Annotated in this window: 14 protein-coding genes; 4 read left to right on the top strand and 10 right to left on the bottom strand. The window is 60.5% G+C overall.

Annotated elements, in window-relative coordinates; all coding sequences use genetic code 11:
* Positions 1 to 207: 207 nt before the first annotated feature.
* Genes ACVHNU_RS07105 through ACVHNU_RS07080 form a run of 6 tightly spaced genes read right to left on the bottom strand, consistent with a single transcriptional unit; the run spans position 208 to position 6,156 of the window.
* Entirely contained in the window at positions 208 to 1,950 is a 1,743-nt protein-coding gene (locus tag ACVHNU_RS07105; RefSeq protein WP_103485333.1) for an ABC transporter substrate-binding protein, read from the bottom strand.
* Positions 1,951 to 1,995: 45 nt separating this feature from the next.
* Positions 1,996 to 2,268, bottom strand: coding sequence for a DUF2160 domain-containing protein (locus tag ACVHNU_RS07100; protein ID WP_003223760.1), 273 nt, complete (start codon positions 2,266 to 2,268; stop codon positions 1,996 to 1,998).
* A gap of 10 nt (positions 2,269 to 2,278) precedes the next feature.
* A complete protein-coding gene (locus ACVHNU_RS07095; protein ID WP_003223758.1) occupies positions 2,279 to 3,079 on the bottom strand; it encodes a carbohydrate ABC transporter permease in 801 nt (266 codons plus the stop codon).
* A 10-nt stretch (positions 3,080 to 3,089) separates the two neighbouring features.
* Positions 3,090 to 3,956: a carbohydrate ABC transporter permease gene (locus ACVHNU_RS07090; protein ID WP_003223756.1), complete on the bottom strand. Its 867-nt coding sequence runs from the start codon at positions 3,954 to 3,956 to the stop codon at positions 3,090 to 3,092.
* Positions 3,953 to 5,062, bottom strand: coding sequence for an ABC transporter ATP-binding protein (locus ACVHNU_RS07085; RefSeq protein ID WP_473019304.1), 1,110 nt, complete (start codon positions 5,060 to 5,062; stop codon positions 3,953 to 3,955). Before ACVHNU_RS07085 ends, ACVHNU_RS07090 begins: the two co-directional genes overlap by 4 nt.
* Positions 5,062 to 6,156, bottom strand: a complete 1,095-nt coding sequence (locus ACVHNU_RS07080; RefSeq protein WP_473019303.1) for an ABC transporter ATP-binding protein — start codon at positions 6,154 to 6,156, stop codon at positions 5,062 to 5,064. Before ACVHNU_RS07080 ends, ACVHNU_RS07085 begins: the two co-directional genes overlap by 1 nt.
* Positions 6,157 to 6,528: 372 nt before the next feature.
* On the opposite strand from ACVHNU_RS07080, the gene ACVHNU_RS07075 reads away from it, so the two are divergent.
* Entirely contained in the window at positions 6,529 to 8,376 is a 1,848-nt protein-coding gene (locus ACVHNU_RS07075) for a sigma-54-dependent Fis family transcriptional regulator (RefSeq protein WP_473019302.1), read from the top strand.
* Between the two features lie 253 nt (positions 8,377 to 8,629).
* Positions 8,630 to 9,502: an undecaprenyl-diphosphatase UppP gene (uppP, locus tag ACVHNU_RS07070; RefSeq protein ID WP_003223749.1), complete on the top strand. Its 873-nt coding sequence runs from the start codon at positions 8,630 to 8,632 to the stop codon at positions 9,500 to 9,502.
* A gap of 61 nt (positions 9,503 to 9,563) precedes the next feature.
* Here uppP and cysS read toward each other — a convergent pair whose 3' ends face one another.
* Together cysS and ACVHNU_RS07060 are read right to left on the bottom strand one after the other, a co-directional pair.
* The gene (gene cysS / locus ACVHNU_RS07065) at positions 9,564 to 10,946 is read right to left on the bottom strand and encodes a cysteine--tRNA ligase (protein WP_128614803.1); all 1,383 of its coding nucleotides are present in this window, start codon (positions 10,944 to 10,946) and stop codon (positions 9,564 to 9,566) included.
* Between the two features lie 21 nt (positions 10,947 to 10,967).
* A complete protein-coding gene (locus ACVHNU_RS07060; protein WP_003223745.1) occupies positions 10,968 to 12,668 on the bottom strand; it encodes a glutamine--tRNA ligase/YqeY domain fusion protein in 1,701 nt (566 codons plus the stop codon).
* Positions 12,669 to 12,918: 250 nt separating this feature from the next.
* Here ACVHNU_RS07060 and ACVHNU_RS07055 point away from each other — a divergent pair, with 250 nt between their 5' ends.
* Positions 12,919 to 13,425: a peptidylprolyl isomerase gene (locus ACVHNU_RS07055; protein ID WP_003223743.1), complete on the top strand. Its 507-nt coding sequence runs from the start codon at positions 12,919 to 12,921 to the stop codon at positions 13,423 to 13,425.
* Complete coding sequence (lpxH, locus tag ACVHNU_RS07050; RefSeq protein WP_045122383.1) at positions 13,422 to 14,174, top strand: UDP-2,3-diacylglucosamine diphosphatase; 753 nt, start codon at positions 13,422 to 13,424, stop codon at positions 14,172 to 14,174. Before ACVHNU_RS07055 ends, lpxH begins: the two co-directional genes overlap by 4 nt.
* 125 nt (positions 14,175 to 14,299) lie before the next feature.
* On the opposite strand, the gene ACVHNU_RS07045 is transcribed toward lpxH, so the two are convergent.
* Together ACVHNU_RS07045 and ACVHNU_RS07040 are read right to left on the bottom strand one after the other, a co-directional pair.
* Positions 14,300 to 15,829 carry a DHA2 family efflux MFS transporter permease subunit gene (locus tag ACVHNU_RS07045; RefSeq protein WP_003223741.1) on the bottom strand — a complete coding sequence of 510 codons (1,530 nt, stop codon included), beginning with the start codon at positions 15,827 to 15,829 and terminating at the stop codon, positions 14,300 to 14,302.
* 140 nt (positions 15,830 to 15,969) lie between these two features.
* The gene (locus ACVHNU_RS07040; protein WP_103485344.1) at positions 15,970 to 17,172 is read right to left on the bottom strand and encodes an HlyD/EmrA/EmrK family protein; all 1,203 of its coding nucleotides are present in this window, start codon (positions 17,170 to 17,172) and stop codon (positions 15,970 to 15,972) included.
* Positions 17,173 to 17,177: the final 5 nt, after the last annotated feature.

Genomic DNA, 17,177 nt, shown 5'->3' with positions numbered 1-17,177 from the left:
AAGCGATGGCGGCGTGTCAGTCACTATCCATGCTGAATGGCAGACCGTATTCGCGAGCAAGCTCGCTCCCACAGTAATCTCGATTGTGATCGGAATTTATGAACGATATAGATCCAGTGTGGGAGCGAGCTTGCTCGCGAAAGCGGTAGATCAGGCAACAAAAAAAACGGCACCTCACGGTGCCGTTTGCTTTTCACACATCAACCATCACTTACGCGCATCCGCCCACGATTTCAGCAGTTCGTTGTAGCTCACGGTCTCGCCCTGCGGCTTCTCGTTGGCCAGTTTCGGTTTCGGTGCGCCCGGCTGGTCGAACCAATATTGCGCGTCGCGTTCCGGGTTCATTTTCGGGGCGCACACTGCTTGCGCCTTGGAGCGTTCGAGGCGCGACATGATCGCGTCCTGATCCTTGGCCAGGCCATCCAACGCTTGCTGCGGGGTCTTCTCGCCGCTCGCCGCTTCGGCGATGTGGCTCCACCACAGTTGCGCCAGACGCGGATAGTCCGGCACGTTGGTCCCGGTCGGGGTCCATTGCACGCGGGCCGGGCTGCGGTAGAACTCGACCAGCCCACCGAGTTTCGGTGCCAGATCGGTCATCGCCTGCGAGTTGATGTCCGACTCGCGGATCGGCGTCAGGCCGACGATGGTTTTCTTCAGTGACACGGTTTTCGAGGTGACGAACTGCGCGTACAGCCACGCCGCGAGTTTCTGTTTCTCGGGCGTGGATTTCATGAACGTCCACGAACCCACGTCCTGATAACCAAGCTTCATGCCCTCCTCCCAGTACGGCCCGCGCGGCGACGGCGCCATGCGCCACTTCGGTGTGCCATCGGCATTCATCACCGGCAGGCCCTGCTTGGTCATGTCGGCGGTGAACGCGGTGTACCAGAAGATCTGCTGGGCGATGTTGCCCTGCGACGGCACCGGGCCGGACTCGGAGAAGGTCATGCCCGCCGCTTCCGGTGGCGCGTAGGCCTTGAGCCAGTCGACGTATTTCTGGGTGGCGAAGACTGCCGCCGGGCCATTGGTGTCGCCGCCGCGGGTCACGCTGGAACCAACCGGGTGGCAATCCTCGACACGAATCCCCCACTCGTCCACCGGTAAACCATTGGGAATACCCTTGTCGCCGCCACCGGCCATGGAGAACCAGGCATCGGTGAAACGCCAGCCCAGCGACGGGTCTTTCTTGCCGTAGTCCATGTGCCCGTAGACACGTTTGCCGTCGATTTCCTTGACGTCTTCGCTGAAGAATTTGGCGATGTCTTCATAAGCCGACCAGTTCACCGGCACGCCCAATTCGTAGCCGTACTTTTCCTTGAACTTGGCTTTCAGATCGGCCCGTTCGAACCAGTCGGCGCGGAACCAGTACAGGTTGGCGAACTGCTGGTCGGGGAGTTGGTAGATCTTGCCGTCCGGCGCCGTGGTGAACGAGATGCCGATGAAGTCCTTGATGTCGAGGGTCGGCGAGGTGAAGTTCTTGCCTTCGTTGGCCATCAGGTCGGTGATCGCCTCGGTCTTGCCGTAGCGAAAGTGCGTACCGATCAGGTCCGAGTCGTTGACCCAGCCGTCGTAAATGCTCTTGTCCGACTGCATCACCGTCTGCAGTTTTTCCACCACGTCGCCTTCCTGCAGCAGGTCGTGGGTCAACTTGATCCCGGTGATTTCGGTGAAGGCCTTGGCCAGCACTTTGGACTCGTATTCGTGGGTGGTCAGGGTCTCCGAGACCACTTTGATGTCCATCCCGCGAAACGGCTCGGCAGCCTTGATGAACCACTTCAATTCATCGAGTTGCTGTTCGGGCGTCAGGGTCGATGGCTTGAATTCGCTGCCGATCCATTTTTTCGCAGCGTCCTCATAGGCATCGGCCCAGGCCGATGCGCTCAAACCGCTGAGTGCCAGCACGGCCGCCAATGAAATGCTATGTCGCAGCTTATTGTTTTTGTCGAACATAGAGACCTCCTGTTTGATTTTCGGAGCACGATTGCCGAGAGTCGACTAGCCCCAACGCATCACAAGCAACAGCCACACCAAAGACAGCGCGGACGCCGCCCAGATGCTCCAGTCGGTGACGCCAATGACCAGCAGATGCAGGTAGGCGCTGCCGAGAAGACCAATGAACAAGCGATCGCCACGGGTGGTGGCAATCGGCAGAAAACCTCGCCGCAGAATGCTCGGCGAACGCAACTCCCAGGTGGTCATGCCGACCAGCAGCAAGCCAATGGCGATGAAGAAACCCGCCGTAGGGGCCGTCCAGCTCATCCATTCCATCATTCGTTCCTCATACACGACCCAGAGCAAAGCCCTTGGCCACATGATTGCGCACGAACCAGATCACCAGCATGCCCGGCAGGATGGTCAGCACCCCCGCCGCCGCCAGCACGCCCCAGTCGATGCCCGAGGCCGACACGGTGCGGGTCATCACCGCAGCTATCGGCTTGGCGTTCACCGAGGTCAGCGTGCGCGCCAGCAGCAGTTCGACCCAGGAAAACATGAAGCAGAAAAACGCGGTGACGCCGATGCCGGAGCCGATCAGCGGGATGAAAATCTTCACGAAGAATTTGGGAAAGCTGTAGCCGTCGATGTAGGCGGTTTCGTCGATTTCCTTGGGCACACCGGACATGAAACCTTCGAGAATCCACACCGCCAATGGCACGTTGAACAGGCAGTGCGCCAGCGCCACGGCGATGTGCGTATCGAACAGGCCAATCGACGAATACAGCTGGAAGAACGGCAACAGGAATACCGCCGGCGGCGCCATGCGGTTGGTCAGCAGCCAGAAGAACAAGTGCTTGTCGCCCAGAAAGCGATAGCGCGAAAACGCGTACGCCGCCGGCAACGCCACACTCAGGGAGATCACGGTGTTGAGTGTCACGTAGTACGCCGAGTTGATGTAACCGCTGTACCAGCTCGGATCGGTGAAAATCACCTTGTAGTTCGCCAGCGTGAAGTTCTGTGGGAAAAGCGTCAGGCCACCGAGGATTTCGGTGTTGCTCTTGAAGGACATGTTCAGCAGCCAGTAGATCGGCACCAGCACGAACAGGATGTAGATCAGCAGCGGGAAAAGCTTTGTTTTGCTCATGGCCGGGCCCTCAGCGGTTGGCGTCGGAATGGGTCATGGCGGTGTAGAACAGCCACGAGACCAGCAGGATGATCAGGAAGTACACCAGCGAAAACGCCGCCGCCGGCCCCAGATCGAATTGGCCTACTGCCATCTGGGTCAACGTCTGACTCAAGAAGGTCGTGGCATTGCCCGGCCCGCCGCCGGTGAGCACGAACGGCTCGGTGTAAATCATGAAACTGTCCATGAAGCGCAGCATCACCGCGATCAGCAGCACGCTCTTCAACTTGGGCAATTGGATGTGCCTGAACACTGCCCACGCCGAAGCCCGATCGATCCGCGCCGCCTGGTAATACACGTCGGGAATCGCCCGCAACCCGGAGAAACACAACAGCGCCACCAGCGAGGTCCAGTGCCAGACGTCCATCACCAGCACCGTGACCCAAGCGTCCATGGTATTGGCCGCGTAGTTGTAGCTGATGCCCAGCGCGTTCAGGCTCGACCCGAGCAAGCCAATGTCGGCGCGGCCGAAAATCTGCCAGATGGTGCCGACCACGTTCCACGGAATCAGCAGTGGAATCGCCAGAATGATCAGCACCACCGACGACCAGCGCCCCTTGGTCGGCATGGTCAGGGCGATGGCGATGCCCAGCGGGATTTCGATCAGCAGCACGCAGGCCGAGTAGATGAACTGACGCAGCAATGAGTCGTGCAGACGTGGGTCGAGCAGCACCTGGCGATACCAGTCGGCACCGACGAAGTAGCGGCTGGACTGGTCGAAGATGTCCTGCACCGAGTAGTTGACCACGGTCATCATCGGGATCACCGCACTGAAGGCCACCAGCAGAAACACCGGCAACACCAGCCACCAGGCCTTGTTGTTCTGCACCTTGTTCATGGCTGCCCCTCATCATCGGCTTCAAGCAGAAACTCATCGGCATAAACCATCAGCCACTGCGCCGGAAAACTGATGTACGCCGTGCCCTGCGGCACCGGTTTGTCTTCGGCCAGACGCACCTTCAGCGGCGCGCCATCGAGGTCGAGGGTGAGGATCTTGTAGGTGCCGAGGTCTTCGACGTGGACCACCCGCGCCTGCATCGCCTCATCAAACGGCTCGTCCCAGACATGGATGAACTCGGGGCGGATGCCGACCTTCAGATTTTTCCACTGGCCGTGTTCGATGTGTCGTTGCAAGGCGTCAGACAACGGCAGGTGCGTCGAGGCGAAACCGACCCCGCCCGGTTGCGGCTGCACCTCGATCAGGTTCATCCCCGGGCTGCCGATGAAGTAGCCGACGAAGGTGTGGCTCGGCCGCTCGAACAATTCCCGGGGCGTGCCGAACTGCACGATCTGCCCGCCGTACATCACCGCGATCTTGTCGGCGAAGGTCGAGGCTTCGAGCTGATCGTGGGTCACGTAGACCATGGTGATGTTGAACTGCTCGTGGATCTGCTTGAGCTTGCGTCGCAGTTTCCACTTCAGGTGCGGGTCGATCACCGTCAGCGGCTCGTCGAAGAGAATCGCCGAGACGTCGTCGCGCACCAGGCCACGGCCCATGGAGACTTTCTGTTTTTCGTCGGCGGTGAGGTTACGCGCCTTCTTGCCCAGCAGGTTTTGCAGGTCGAGGACTTCGGCGATTTCCTGCACCTTGCTGTGCACTTTCGCTTCGGCCATGCCCTGATTTCGCAGGGGGAAGGCGAGGTTGTCGAACACGCTCATGGTGTCGTAGACCACCGGGAACTGGAACACCTGGGCGATGTTGCGCTTCTCCGGGGTCAGGTCGTTGACCGCTTTGCCGTCGAACAACACATGCCCTTGCGAGGGGCTGAGCAGGCCGGAAATGATGTTGAGCAAGGTCGATTTGCCGCAACCCGAAGGGCCGAGCAAGGCATAGGCGCCGCCCTGCGCCCAGATGTGATCCATCTCGCGGATCGCGTAGTCCTCTGGCCCGCTCGGGGTTTTGCTGTAGCTGTGGGCGAGGTGCTGCAAACGGATTTCGGCCATCAGGCAACCCTCGCGACACGCCGGCCCGGTGCCTGCACCAGACGGCCCTGCGCATCGAACACGAACAGTTTGTGCGTCGGGATGTAGATGCGGATCGGCGCATCGACGTCGTATTCATGAACCCCCGGCAGGTGCAGCACCAGCAGGAAATGCTCGTTGCGCACGTGGAGGAAGGTTTCCGAGCCGCTGATCTCCGCCACTTCGACGGTGACCGCCAGTTCCAGATCGTCATCGTTGCTCGGCACCAGCGAGATATGGCTGGGGCGCACGCCAAAGCGGAACTCGCCGTCACCCACCGAGCGCAGGTCGACGTTCAACGGGAAGTGCACGAAGTTGGCGAAGCTGACTTCGTTGCCGGCAATGCGCCCGGGCATCAGGTTGATCGGCGGCTCGGAGAACAACTCCGCCGCCAGCACGGTTTGCGGCTGGTGGTAGACCGAGGTCGATGGGCCGCTCTGGATCACCCGGCCCTCGTGCAGAATCGTCGTGGTGCCGCCCAGCGCCAACGCTTCGTTAGGTTCGGTGGTGGCGTAGATCGCAATGGTGTGGCGCAGCTTGAACAGCTCGCGCATTTCCTGGCGCAGCTCTTCGCGCAGCTTGTAATCAAGGTTAACCAGCGGCTCGTCGAACAGGATCAACTCGGCATCCTTGACCAGCGCCCGGGCCATCGCCGTGCGCTGCTGTTGGCCGCCGGACAGCTCCAGCGGATAGCGCTGCAGAAACTTCTCGATGCGCAGCATCCGTGCGGTTTCCTGCACCTTGCTGTGGATGATGTCCTTGGCAACACCGGCCTGGCGCAACGGCGAGGCAATGTTCTCGAACACGGTCATGGTCGGGTAGTTGATGAATTGCTGATAGACCATCGACACATTGCGCAGGCGCACCGGGCGCTGGGTGACGTCGACGCCGTTCATCAGGATCCGGCCGCTGTCAGGCTTGTCCAGACCAGCCATCAGGCGCATCAGACTGGTTTTGCCGGACAGCGTGCGGCCGAGCAGAACGTTGAAGGATCCGGGTTCGAATGTCAGGCAGGCATCGTCGATCCAGGTCTGGCCCTCGACGGTACGGCAGACGTGCTCCAGGGTGAGTGACATGGCTCGGCCTTTTTTATTATTGGAGTCAAGCGACCTGTGCAGCAGAGCGACATTCGTGCCAGAAATGGCAAGTGGTTGATTTGTCGTGAAAAGCACCGAAAACGTGGGGAATGGGTGTTCATGACTGAACAGATTTGAACAGTCTGGCGATTGACAATGAACAATCGTGAACAACACTCTGTGAACTCATTTCGGTGAACACCGGAGATCCTGTGGGAGCGAGCTTGCTCGCGAATGCGGTGTGTCGTTCAGCCGATTCGGTGACTGATACGACGCTTTCGCGAGCAAGCTCGCTCCCACAGTTGATCTGTGTTTTGCTCAGGATTTGGGTTCATAACAATAATAAAAACGCTGCATCAGAGGCCCACCACCATGGCCGCACCTACCCCGCCGCTGTCCCACGACGCGATCGTCCAGAGCTCCTGGCAACGGTGCCGCGCGTTCGGCCTCAGCCACCAAAGCAGCCCGGCGTTCGATCAATTGCCCGCCTCCGGCATCGCGCATTTACTCGACCGTCATCATTCACTGGTGCAGACCACCCACCAGGAAGTCCTGCCCTATTACGAAAACATCCTCAGCAACTCCAATTGCCTGATCATGCTCGCCGACCATCAGGGCCAGGTGCTGACATCGTGGGGCACTCAGCGCTTTATCGAGCCGAACCTCGCCCGTGGGTTTAGCGCCGGGGCGAGCTGGATGGAGCGCTCCAGCGGCACCAATGCGATCGGCACTGCGCTGGCCTGCGAACAAGCGGTGCACATCGAACACGATGAACATTTCCTTAAGGCCAATCGCTTCATGACCGGCTCCGCCGCGCCGATTTTCGACGCCGAGCGCAAGGTCATCGCCGTACTCGATGTGTCCAGCGACAGCTACCTGCCGCCCTCGCACACCCTGGGCATGGTCAAGATGATGAGCCAGACCGTGGAGAACCGGCTGATCCTCAACCTGTTCCATGGCCAGCACTTTCAACTGACCTTCAACACCGGGTTGAACAACCTCGACAGTCAGTGGGCCGGTTTGCTGATTTTCGATGAGAGCGGTCAGGTGCTGTCGGCCAATCGTCGGGCGGACAATCTGCTCGGCGTGCGCCTGTCACGGGTCAGTATCGAGAGCCTGTTCAACGTGTCGCTATTGGAGCTGTTGAATCAGCCTGACGGCTTGCCGTTCGCCCTGCAGACCACCGGGCGCAACCGCTTCCAGTGCTTGCTGAAGCGACCGCAACAGGCACCGATTCAGCCTCGGGTATTTGCCGAACCCAAGCCCGCCGCAGCGCCGATCAAAGTGCCGGGAACGATCAGCCTCAACTCTCTGCATTTTGGTGACAGCCGCGTCGAGAAAGCCGTGCGCCAGGCCGAACGCTTGCTGGAGAAAGACATCCCGTTGCTGATCCACGGCGAAACCGGGGTTGGCAAGGAGGTCTTCGTCAAAGCCCTGCATCAGGCCAGCTCACGCAGCAAACAAGCATTCATCGCCGTCAACTGCGCGGCGATCCCGGCCGAACTGGTGGAGTCGGAACTGTTCGGCTATGAAAAAGGTGCGTTCACCGGCGCCAATCAGAAAGGCAGCATCGGCCTGATCCGCAAGGCTGACAAAGGCACCCTGTTCCTCGATGAAATCGGCGACATGCCGCTGCCCACTCAGGCGCGGTTGCTGCGGGTGTTGCAGGAGCGCTGCGTGCAACCGGTGGGCAGCAGCGAGTTGTTCGCGGTGGACTTGCGAATCATCTCGGCGACTAACCGCTCGCTCAGGGAGCAGGTGCAACTGGGGCGGTTCCGCGAAGATCTTTATTACCGCATCGGTGGGCTGACCCTGGAACTGCCACCGTTGCGCGAGCGCAGCGATAAGGAGGCGCTGTTCAAACGCCTGTGGGAGCAACATCGCGAACCGACGCAATGGGCCGGGCTGAGCCGTGAAGTGCTGGAGCTGTTCACCCGTCATCCATGGCCGGGCAATCTGCGCCAGGTCAGCAGCGTGATGCAGGTGGCTCTGGCGATGGCCGAGGAACAACCGGTGCGGCCGGAGCATCTGCCGGATGATTTTTTTGTCGATCTGGAGATGGAGCCGGTGGAATTGGCGCCGCCGCTGGGAGTTGATCTGAACGATGCCGAGGCGTTGAGCCGCGAATTGCTGGCGGCTGGGGGCAATATTTCGCATCTGGCGCGGCGGTTGGGGGTTAGTCGCAATACCCTTTACAAGCGCTTGCGTCAGGCTGAGTGACAGGGTGGCTGAACCGGCCTCTTCGCGAGCAAGCCCGCTCCCACAGGGGATCAGTGTCGTACTCAAAAATCAGACATGACAAAAATCCAATGTGGGAGCGGGCTTGCTCGCGAAGGCGCCAGCCCGGTCACCACAAAAACCAATGCCTCACCCCATTGACCGAACCGACTAGACTGTGACGAAATGTTTCAGTTTTTCGCCATGCCATTGATTCAGACACCTCCCTCCTCCTGATTTTCACAGGATAAGTGCTTTGACCAACATCTGTTCCACCGGCCTTGATATCGGTTTCGCCTCGCTGGATTACCTGCAGATCGGCTTCCTCGGCATCATTCAAGGCATCACCGAGTTGCTGCCCGTTTCCTCCACCGCGCATATGCGCATCGTCCCGGCCCTGCTCGGCTGGCCGGATCCCGGCTCGGCGTTTTCCGCGGCCATGCAGCTGGCTGCACTGGCGGCGGTTGTCAGTTATTTCTGGCGCGACGTCAAGCAAGTGGTCGGTGGCAGCGTCGACGCGGTGCGCCAACGGGATTTCAACAACCGCTGGTTCATCCTCGCGGTGGCCATCGTGCTGGCGACCATACCCATCGGCATTGCCGGCATTGCGCTGTCCTCGACGCTCAACGCCTGCAACTCGCCCCTTCGCGGCCTGATGGTGATCGGGATTTCCTGCGTGGTCATGGCGGTTCTGCTGGCCGCTGCCGAACTGTCGTGCCGGCATCGGCGCACCGTCGACGAAATGCGTCTGCGCGACGCGCTGATCGTCGGCATTGCGCAGATTGGCGCGCTGATTCCCGGCGTGTCGCGCTCCGGCTCGACGCTGACGGCGGCGTTGTTTCTCAACTTCAAGCGTGAAGAAGCGGCGCGGTTCTCGTTCCTGCTCGGGCTGCCGGCGATTGCCCTCGCCGGTTTGAAAGAGTTGTGGGTGTTGTTCCACGCCGACCTTCCAGCCGCCGTTTGGGGACACCTGATTTTCGGTCTGGTGATTGCCAGCATCTCGGCGTTCTTCGCGATCTGGGGCCTGATGCGCTTTCTCGAGAAATTCTCCACCTGGCCATTCGTCATCTACCGCGCGGTGCTGGGGATTTTCCTGATCGTCGCGGTCAGCACCGGGGCCTTGAGCTGACACCCGCCAGAAAAAACAAAACCCGCACATGGCGGGTTTTGTTTTAACGCGGATCAAGCAATCAGTCAGCCAGACGCCAGGTCGTGCCGCCCTTGCCGTCTTCCAGCACCACGCCCATGGCGGTGAGCTGATCGCGGATGCGGTCGGATTCGGCCCAGTCCTTGCCGGCGCGTGCCGCCAGACGTGCTGCAATCAGTGCGTCGACTTCAGCCGCATCGACACGCCCTTCGGCGCCCGCTTGCAGGAAGTCATCGGCTTCCAGTTGCAACACCCCCAGCACGCTCGCCAGTTCTTTCAGACGTGCCGCCAGACCGGCCGCTGCATCGAGATCGCTCTCGCGCAGGCGGTTGATCTCACGCACCATCTCGAACAGCACCGCGCAGGCTTCCGGCGTGCCGAAGTCGTCGTTCATCACCGTGGTGAAACGCTCGACGAAGGCTTCGCCGCCGGCCGGGGCGACGCTCGGCAGGCCTTTCAGCGCATGGTAGAAACGCTCGAGAGCGCCCTTGGCGTCCTTGAGGTTGTCTTCCGAGTAGTTGATCGCGCTGCGGTAGTGGCTCGACACCAGCAGGTAGCGCACGACTTCCGGGTGGTACTTGTCGAGCACGTCGCGAATGGTGAAGAAGTTGTTCAAGGACTTGGACATCTTCTCGCCATTGATACGGATCATGCCGCAATGCATCCACGCGTTGGCGTAGGTCTTGCCGGTGGCCGCTTCGCTCTGGGCGATTTCGTTTTCATGGTGCGGGAACTCGAGGTCGCTGCCGCCGCCATGAATGTCGAAGGTCTCACCGAGGCAGCAGGTGGACATCACCGAGCACTCGATGTGCCAGCCCGGACGCCCGGCGCCCCACGGCGATTCCCAGCTCGGCTCGCCCGGTTTGGCGGCTTTCCACAGGACGAAGTCCAGCGGATCTTCTTTCGACTCGTCGACTTCGATGCGCGCACCGATACGCAGGTCTTCGATCTTCTTGCGCGACAGCTTGCCGTAACCCATGAACTTGGCGACGCGGTAGTACACGTCGCCATTACCCGGGGCGTAAGCGAAGCCCTTGTCGATCAGGGTCTGGATCATCGCGTGCATGCCCGGAATATGATCCGTGGCACGCGGCTCCATGTCCGGCTTCTTGATGTTCAGGCGCGCTTCGTCTTCATGCATCGCCGCGATCATGCGCTCGGTCAGCGCGTCGAACGACTCACCGTTCTCGCGGGCACGATTGATGATCTTGTCGTCGATGTCGGTGATGTTGCGCACGTAGGTCAGGTCGTAACCGCTGAACCGCAACCAGCGGGTCACCAGGTCGAACGCAACCATGCTGCGGCCGTGGCCGAGGTGGCAGTAGTCGTACACGGTCATGCCGCACACGTACATGCGCACCTTGTTGCCATCCAGCGGCTTGAAGACTTCTTTGCTCTTGGTGAGCGTGTTGTAGATCGTCAGCACGTTAATTTCCTTGACGCAGAATCACTGGCCCCACGAATCACGCAGGGTCACGGTACGGTTGAATACCGGCTGACCTGGTTTCGAGTCCTTGATGTCGGCAACGAAGTAGCCTTCGCGCTCGAACTGGAAACGGTCTTCCGGCTGTGCATTGCCCAGCGATGGCTCAGCACGACAACCGGTCAGCACTTGCAGTGAGTCAGGGTTGATGTTGTCGAGGAAACTCGCGCTGTCTTCGGCCTTCTCCGGGTTCGGAGAACGGAACAGGCGATCGTACAGACGCACTTCGCACTCGATGCTGGCAGCCGCCGGCACCCAGTGGATCACGCCTTTGACCTTGCGGCCTTCAGGGTTCTTGCCCAGGGTGTCCGGATCGTACGAGCAACGCAGCTCGACGATGTTGCCGTCGGCGTCCTTGATCGCTTCGTCGGCACGGATCACGTAGCTGCCACGCAGACGCACTTCGCCGTTCGGCTCGAGGCGCTTGTAGCCCTTTGGTGGTTCTTCCATGAAGTCATCGCGGTCGATGTAGATTTCACGGGCGAACGGCAGCTTGCGCACGCCGAGTTCTTCTTTCTGCGGATGACGCGGCAGTTCGAGGTTTTCGACCTGACCTTCCGGGTAGTTGGTGATCACGACTTTCAACGGACGCAACACGCACATGGCGCGCGGGGCGTTCGCGTCGAGGTCCTGACGGATGCTGAACTCGAGCATGCCGAAGTCGACCACGCCGTCGGAACGGTTGGTGCCGATCATGTCGCAGAAGTTGCGGATCGAAGCCGGCGTGTAGCCACGGCGACGGAAGCCGGACAGCGTCGACATGCGCGGGTCGTCCCAGCCATTGACGTGCTTTTCATCGACCAGTTGCTTGAGCTTGCGCTTGCTGGTGATGGTGTAGTTCAGGTTCAGACGGCTGAATTCGTACTGGCGCGGGTTGGCCGGCACCGGCAGGTTTTCCAGGAACCACTCGTACAGCGGACGATGGCTTTCGAATTCCAGGGTGCAGATCGAGTGGGTGATGCCTTCGATGGCGTCCGACTGACCGTGGGTGAAGTCATAGTTCGGGTAGATGCACCACTTGTCACCGGTCTGATGGTGATGGGCGTGGCGGATGCGGTACATGATCGGGTCGCGCAGGTTCATGTTCGGCGAGGCCATGTCGATCTTCGCGCGCAGCACGCGGGCGCCGTCCGGGAACTCACCGGCACGCATGCGTGCGAACCAGTCGAGGTTCTCTTCCACCGAACGGTCGCGGAACGGGCTGTTCTTGCCCGGCTCGGTCAGGCTGCCACGGTATTCCTTGGCCTGCTCAGGGGTCAGGTCGTCGACGTAGGCCTTGCCGGCCTTGATCAGCTCGACCGCCCAGTCATGCAACTGGTCGAAATACTGCGAGGCGTAGCGCACTTCGCCGGACCACTCGAAGCCCAGCCATTTGACGTCGCTTTCGATCGCGTCGATGTATTCCTGGTCTTCCTTGGCCGGGTTGGTGTCGTCGAAACGCAGGTGCGTGACGCCGCCGAACTCCTGGGCCAGGCCGAAGTTCACGCAGATCGACTTGGCGTGGCCGATGTGCAGGTAGCCGTTGGGCTCAGGCGGAAAACGGGTGACGATCTGGGTGTGCTTGCCCGAGTCCAGGTCTGCCTGGATGATCGGCCGCAGGAAATTGACCGGCACGGCAGGGCCGGACTTGGCATTCGAGGTAGGGTCGACAGTGGGCTTGCTCATAGGATCCTTGACTTACATGTGCGCGGCCGCAAAGGGGGCCAGACAAAACAAAGCCGCTATCATAGCCGATGCTGTCAAGGGCCTGACAGAGCGCGGCCTATAAAGGAGCGCATTTAATCGCCGGGATATGAAAAACAGCCTCGAAATTCGCGCCTGTCACGCTAAACTGCGCACCTTGGCCGATGCAGGCTGAACCGGTTTCGGCACTCGGTGTCCGAAAACCACGAATTCCTAATACAGAGTAGCGATCATGACTCAAGTCAAACTGACCACCAACTACGGCGACATCGTCATCGAACTGGACGCGGAAAAAGCGCCGATCACCGCTGCCAACTTCCTCGAATACGTTAAAAACGGTCACTACGAGAACGTGATTTTCCACCGCGTCATCAAGGGTTTCATGATCCAGGGCGGCGGTTTCGAGCCTGGCATGCAGGAAAAGAAAGACAAGCGCCCGAGCATCCAGAACGAAGCCGACAACGGCCTGAAGAACGAGAAGTACACCCTGGCCATGGCCCGCACCATGGATCCACATTCGGCCTCGGCGCAGTTCTTTATCAACGCCACCAACAACAGCTTCCTCAACCACACCGCCAAGACCGCTCAGGGCTGGGGTTATGCCGTGTTCGGTAAAGTCGTTGCCGGTACCGATGTCGTCGACAAGATCGAAGCCGTTGCCACCACTTCCAAGGCCGGTCACCAGGACGTGCCGAAAGACGACGTGATCATCGAGAAAGCCGAGATCATCGAAGCGTGATATTGCTGATTTCAGACTTGCATCTGGAAGAGGAGCGCCCGGACATCACCCGGGCGTTTCTGGATTTGCTCGCCGGACGCGCCCGCTCGGCGAGTGCGTTGTACATCTTGGGTGACTTTTTCGAGGCGTGGATTGGCGACGATGCCATGACGCCCTTCCAGCGTTCCATCTGCCAGGCTCTGCGCCAATTGAGCGACAGCGGCACGGCGATTTTTCTGATGCATGGCAATCGCGACTTCCTGCTCGGCAAGGCCTTCTGCAAAGAAGCCGGCTGCACGCTGTTGAAGGACCCGAGTGTCGTGCAGTTTTACGGCGAGCCGGTGTTGTTGATGCACGGCGACAGCCTGTGCACCCGCGATGTCGGCTATATGAAGCTGCGGCGCTACCTGCGCAACCCGATCACCCTGTTCATCCTGCGCCACCTGCCGCTGAGCACCCGCCACAAACTGGCGCGCAAGCTGCGCAGCGAAAGCCGTGCGCAGGTGCGGATGAAGGCCAATGACATCGTCGATGTCACGCCGGAAGAGATTCCGCGGATCATGCAGCAATACGGGGTGAAAACCCTGATCCACGGCCACACCCATCGTCCGGCGATCCACAAGCTGCAGCTCGGTGAGCAGGCGGCGAAGCGGATTGTGCTGGGGGACTGGGATCGTCAGGGTTGGGCGTTGCAGGTGGATGAGAATGGGTATGCCCTGGCACCGTTCGACTTCGCTCCGCCACCACAACTGGCAGCACCTGCCAACTGACACAACACAAAACCCAATGTGGGAGCGGGCTTGCTCGCGAAGGCGGTGGTTCAGTCGACATCTCTGCTGAATGACACACCGCTTTCGCGAGCAAGCCCGCTCCCACATTTTTGACCGCGTTTTGCTTAATGACCGCTGGCAGCCGGGCCGGCCTTGGCCGCAAACGGCGGTTTCGCCAGCCACACAATCAGAATCAGCCCCATGAACCCCCAGCCCAGCAACGTGAAGTAATCCACGGTGGAGAGCATGTACGCCTGGCTGGTGAGGATCTGATCCATCTGCGCGTACGCCGATTGGCTCGCGCCGCCTAAATGATTCAACGTCTCGCGGGTCGCCGGCTCGAAGGTGCTGATGCTTTCGCTCATGTAGGCATGATGCTGATTGGCTCGGCGAATCCAGATCCACGTGGTCAGCGATGCCGCAAAGCTACCGCCCAGAGTCCGCAGGAAGGTGGCCAGGCCAGCACCGTCGGCAATCTGGCTCGGCGGCAGGTCGGACATCAGGATGCTCAGGGTCGGCATGAAGAACAGTGCCACGCCGATACCCATGAACAGCTGCACCAGGGCGATGTGCTGGAAGTCCACCTCGTTGGTGAATCCGGCGCGCATGAAGCAGCTCAGGCCAATCGCCAGGAACGCCAGACCAGCCAGCAGGCGCAGGTCGAACTTGTTCGCGTACTTGCCGACAAACGGCGACAGCAGCACCGGCAGAATGCCGATCGGCGCCACCGCCAGACCGGCCCAGGTCGCGGTGTAACCCATCTGCGTTTGCAGCCACTGCGGCAGGATCAGGTTGATGCCGAAGAACCCGGCGTAACCCAGCACCAACACCAGCGTGCCGATGCGGAAGTTGCGGTAGGCGAACAACCGCAGGTTCACCACCGGATGCTGGTCGGTCATTTCCCAGATGACGAACACCGCCAGGGCGATCACCGAAATCGCCGCGCCGATGATGATGAAGTTCGATTCGAACCAGTCCAGGTCATTGCCCTTGTCGAGGATCACCTGCAACGCGCCGACGCCGATGATCAGCGAGATCAGGCCGACGTAATCCATCGGTTGGCGACTGGTTTCCACCGGGCGCTTGGCCAGTTGCGAGCGCACCACCATCACCGCAAAGATGCCGATCGGTACGTTAATGAAGAAGATCCACGGCCAGCTATAGCTGTCGGTGATCCAGCCGCCGAGAATGGGCCCGGCAATCGGTGCGACCACTGTGACCATCGCCAGCAACGCCAGGGCCATGCCGCGCCTCGCGGGGGGATAGACCGCAATCAACAACGTCTGCGTCATCGGGTACAGCGGCCCGGCCACCAGGCCTTGCAGCACACGGAAGCCGATCAGTTCCGGCATCGACGTGGAGATACCACAGAGAAACGAGGCCAGCACAAACAGAATGGTCGCCCAGAGAAACAGCTTCACCTCGCCGAAACGCCGACTGAGCCAGCCGGTCAGCGGCAGCGCAATGGCGTTGCTCACGGCAAACGAGGTGATGACCCAGGTGCCCTGCTCCGAACTCACGCCCAGGTTGCCGGAAATGGTCGGCAAGGCCACGTTGGCAATGGTGGTGTCGAGCACTTGCATGAAAGTCGCCAGCGACAGGCCGATGGTGCTGAGCAACAGGCTGGGCGGCGTGAAAGAGGCGTTATTGCTCATTGTGAATCCTATGAAACCGGGTTGACGCCGCCCTCTTGTGGGAGCGAGCTTGCTCGCGAAGGCGGCCTGTCAGACAAATCAATGCTGAATGACACACCGCTTTCGCGAGCAAGCTCGCTCCCACAGGGTCAGGTGTGATCTCAGCGTTGCGCGGTTTTGCTCACCGCCGCGCTGTTGTCGTGGATCAGCTGCGCAATCATCGCGTCGGCCTCAGCCAGTTGCTGCTCGTAAACGTTGGTGGTGAACGAGGCCTTTTGCGGCGGTTGCTGGGCCAGCACCGGACCGCTCTGATCATGCAGGTTCACTTCAACGTTGGTCGACAGACCGACCCGCAGCGGATGCTTGGCCAGCTCTTCGGCGTTGATGTGAATCCGCACTGGCACACGCTGGACGATCTTGATCCAGTTACCGGTGGCGTTCTGCGCCGGCAACAGAGCAAACGCGCTGCCGGTACCGGCGCCGAGGCTGTCGACGGTGCCGCTGTACTTCACGCTGCTGCCGTAGATGTCAGACTCGATGTCCACCGGTTGGCCGATGCGCATGTCACGCAGTTGGGTTTCCTTGAAGTTGGCGTCGATCCACAGCTGATCCAGCGGGATCACCGCCATCAGCGCGGTGCCCGGCTGCACGCGCTGACCGAGTTGCACGGTACGTTTGGCGACGTAACCGGTGACCGGCGCAATCAGGGTGCTGCGAGCGTTGGTCAGGTAGGCCTGGCGCAGTTCAGCAGCAGCCTGCATCACGTCCGGGTGCGACGAAACCACGGTGTCATCGACCAGCGCGCTGGTGGTTTTCAGTTGCTGTTTGGCGTTGGCCAGGGCGTTTTGCGCCGAGGTCAGGTCATCGCGGGCGTGGGACAGTTCTTCCTGGGAAATCGCGCCGCCAGCAGCGAGGTTCTTCCGGCGGTTGTAGTTGTCCTGAGCCTTCTGCACTTCAGCCTGTTGCGCGTTGACCTGGGCTTTCATGCCATCGACGTTGCTGTACAGGCCGCGCACCTGACGCACGGTGCGCGCCAGTTTCGCCTGGGCACTTTGCAGACCGACTTCGGCATCGTTGGGGTCGAAGTTGATCAGCACCTGGCCTTCGTGGACCAGATCGCCATCGTCAGCGCCAATGCTGACCACGGTGCCGGTGACCAGCGGGGTGATCTCAACGACGTTGCCGTTGACGTAGGCGTCGTCGGTGCTTTCGTTGAAGCGCCCGATGAATTCGTGATACGCCCACACGCCAGCACCGGCGAGCAGAACCACGACGGCCAGCACCAGCAGCATGACTTTGCGCTTGCGTGGATTACCGGTGTCGGGGGTGTTGTCTTGAGTTTGAGTGTTTTCGGCAGTGGCCATGACAA

This window comes from Pseudomonas sp. Ors-4-3C (assembly GCF_055755035.1).
Note: the sequence above shows the minus strand (reverse complement) of the source record. Positions and strands in the feature narration are given on the sequence as shown.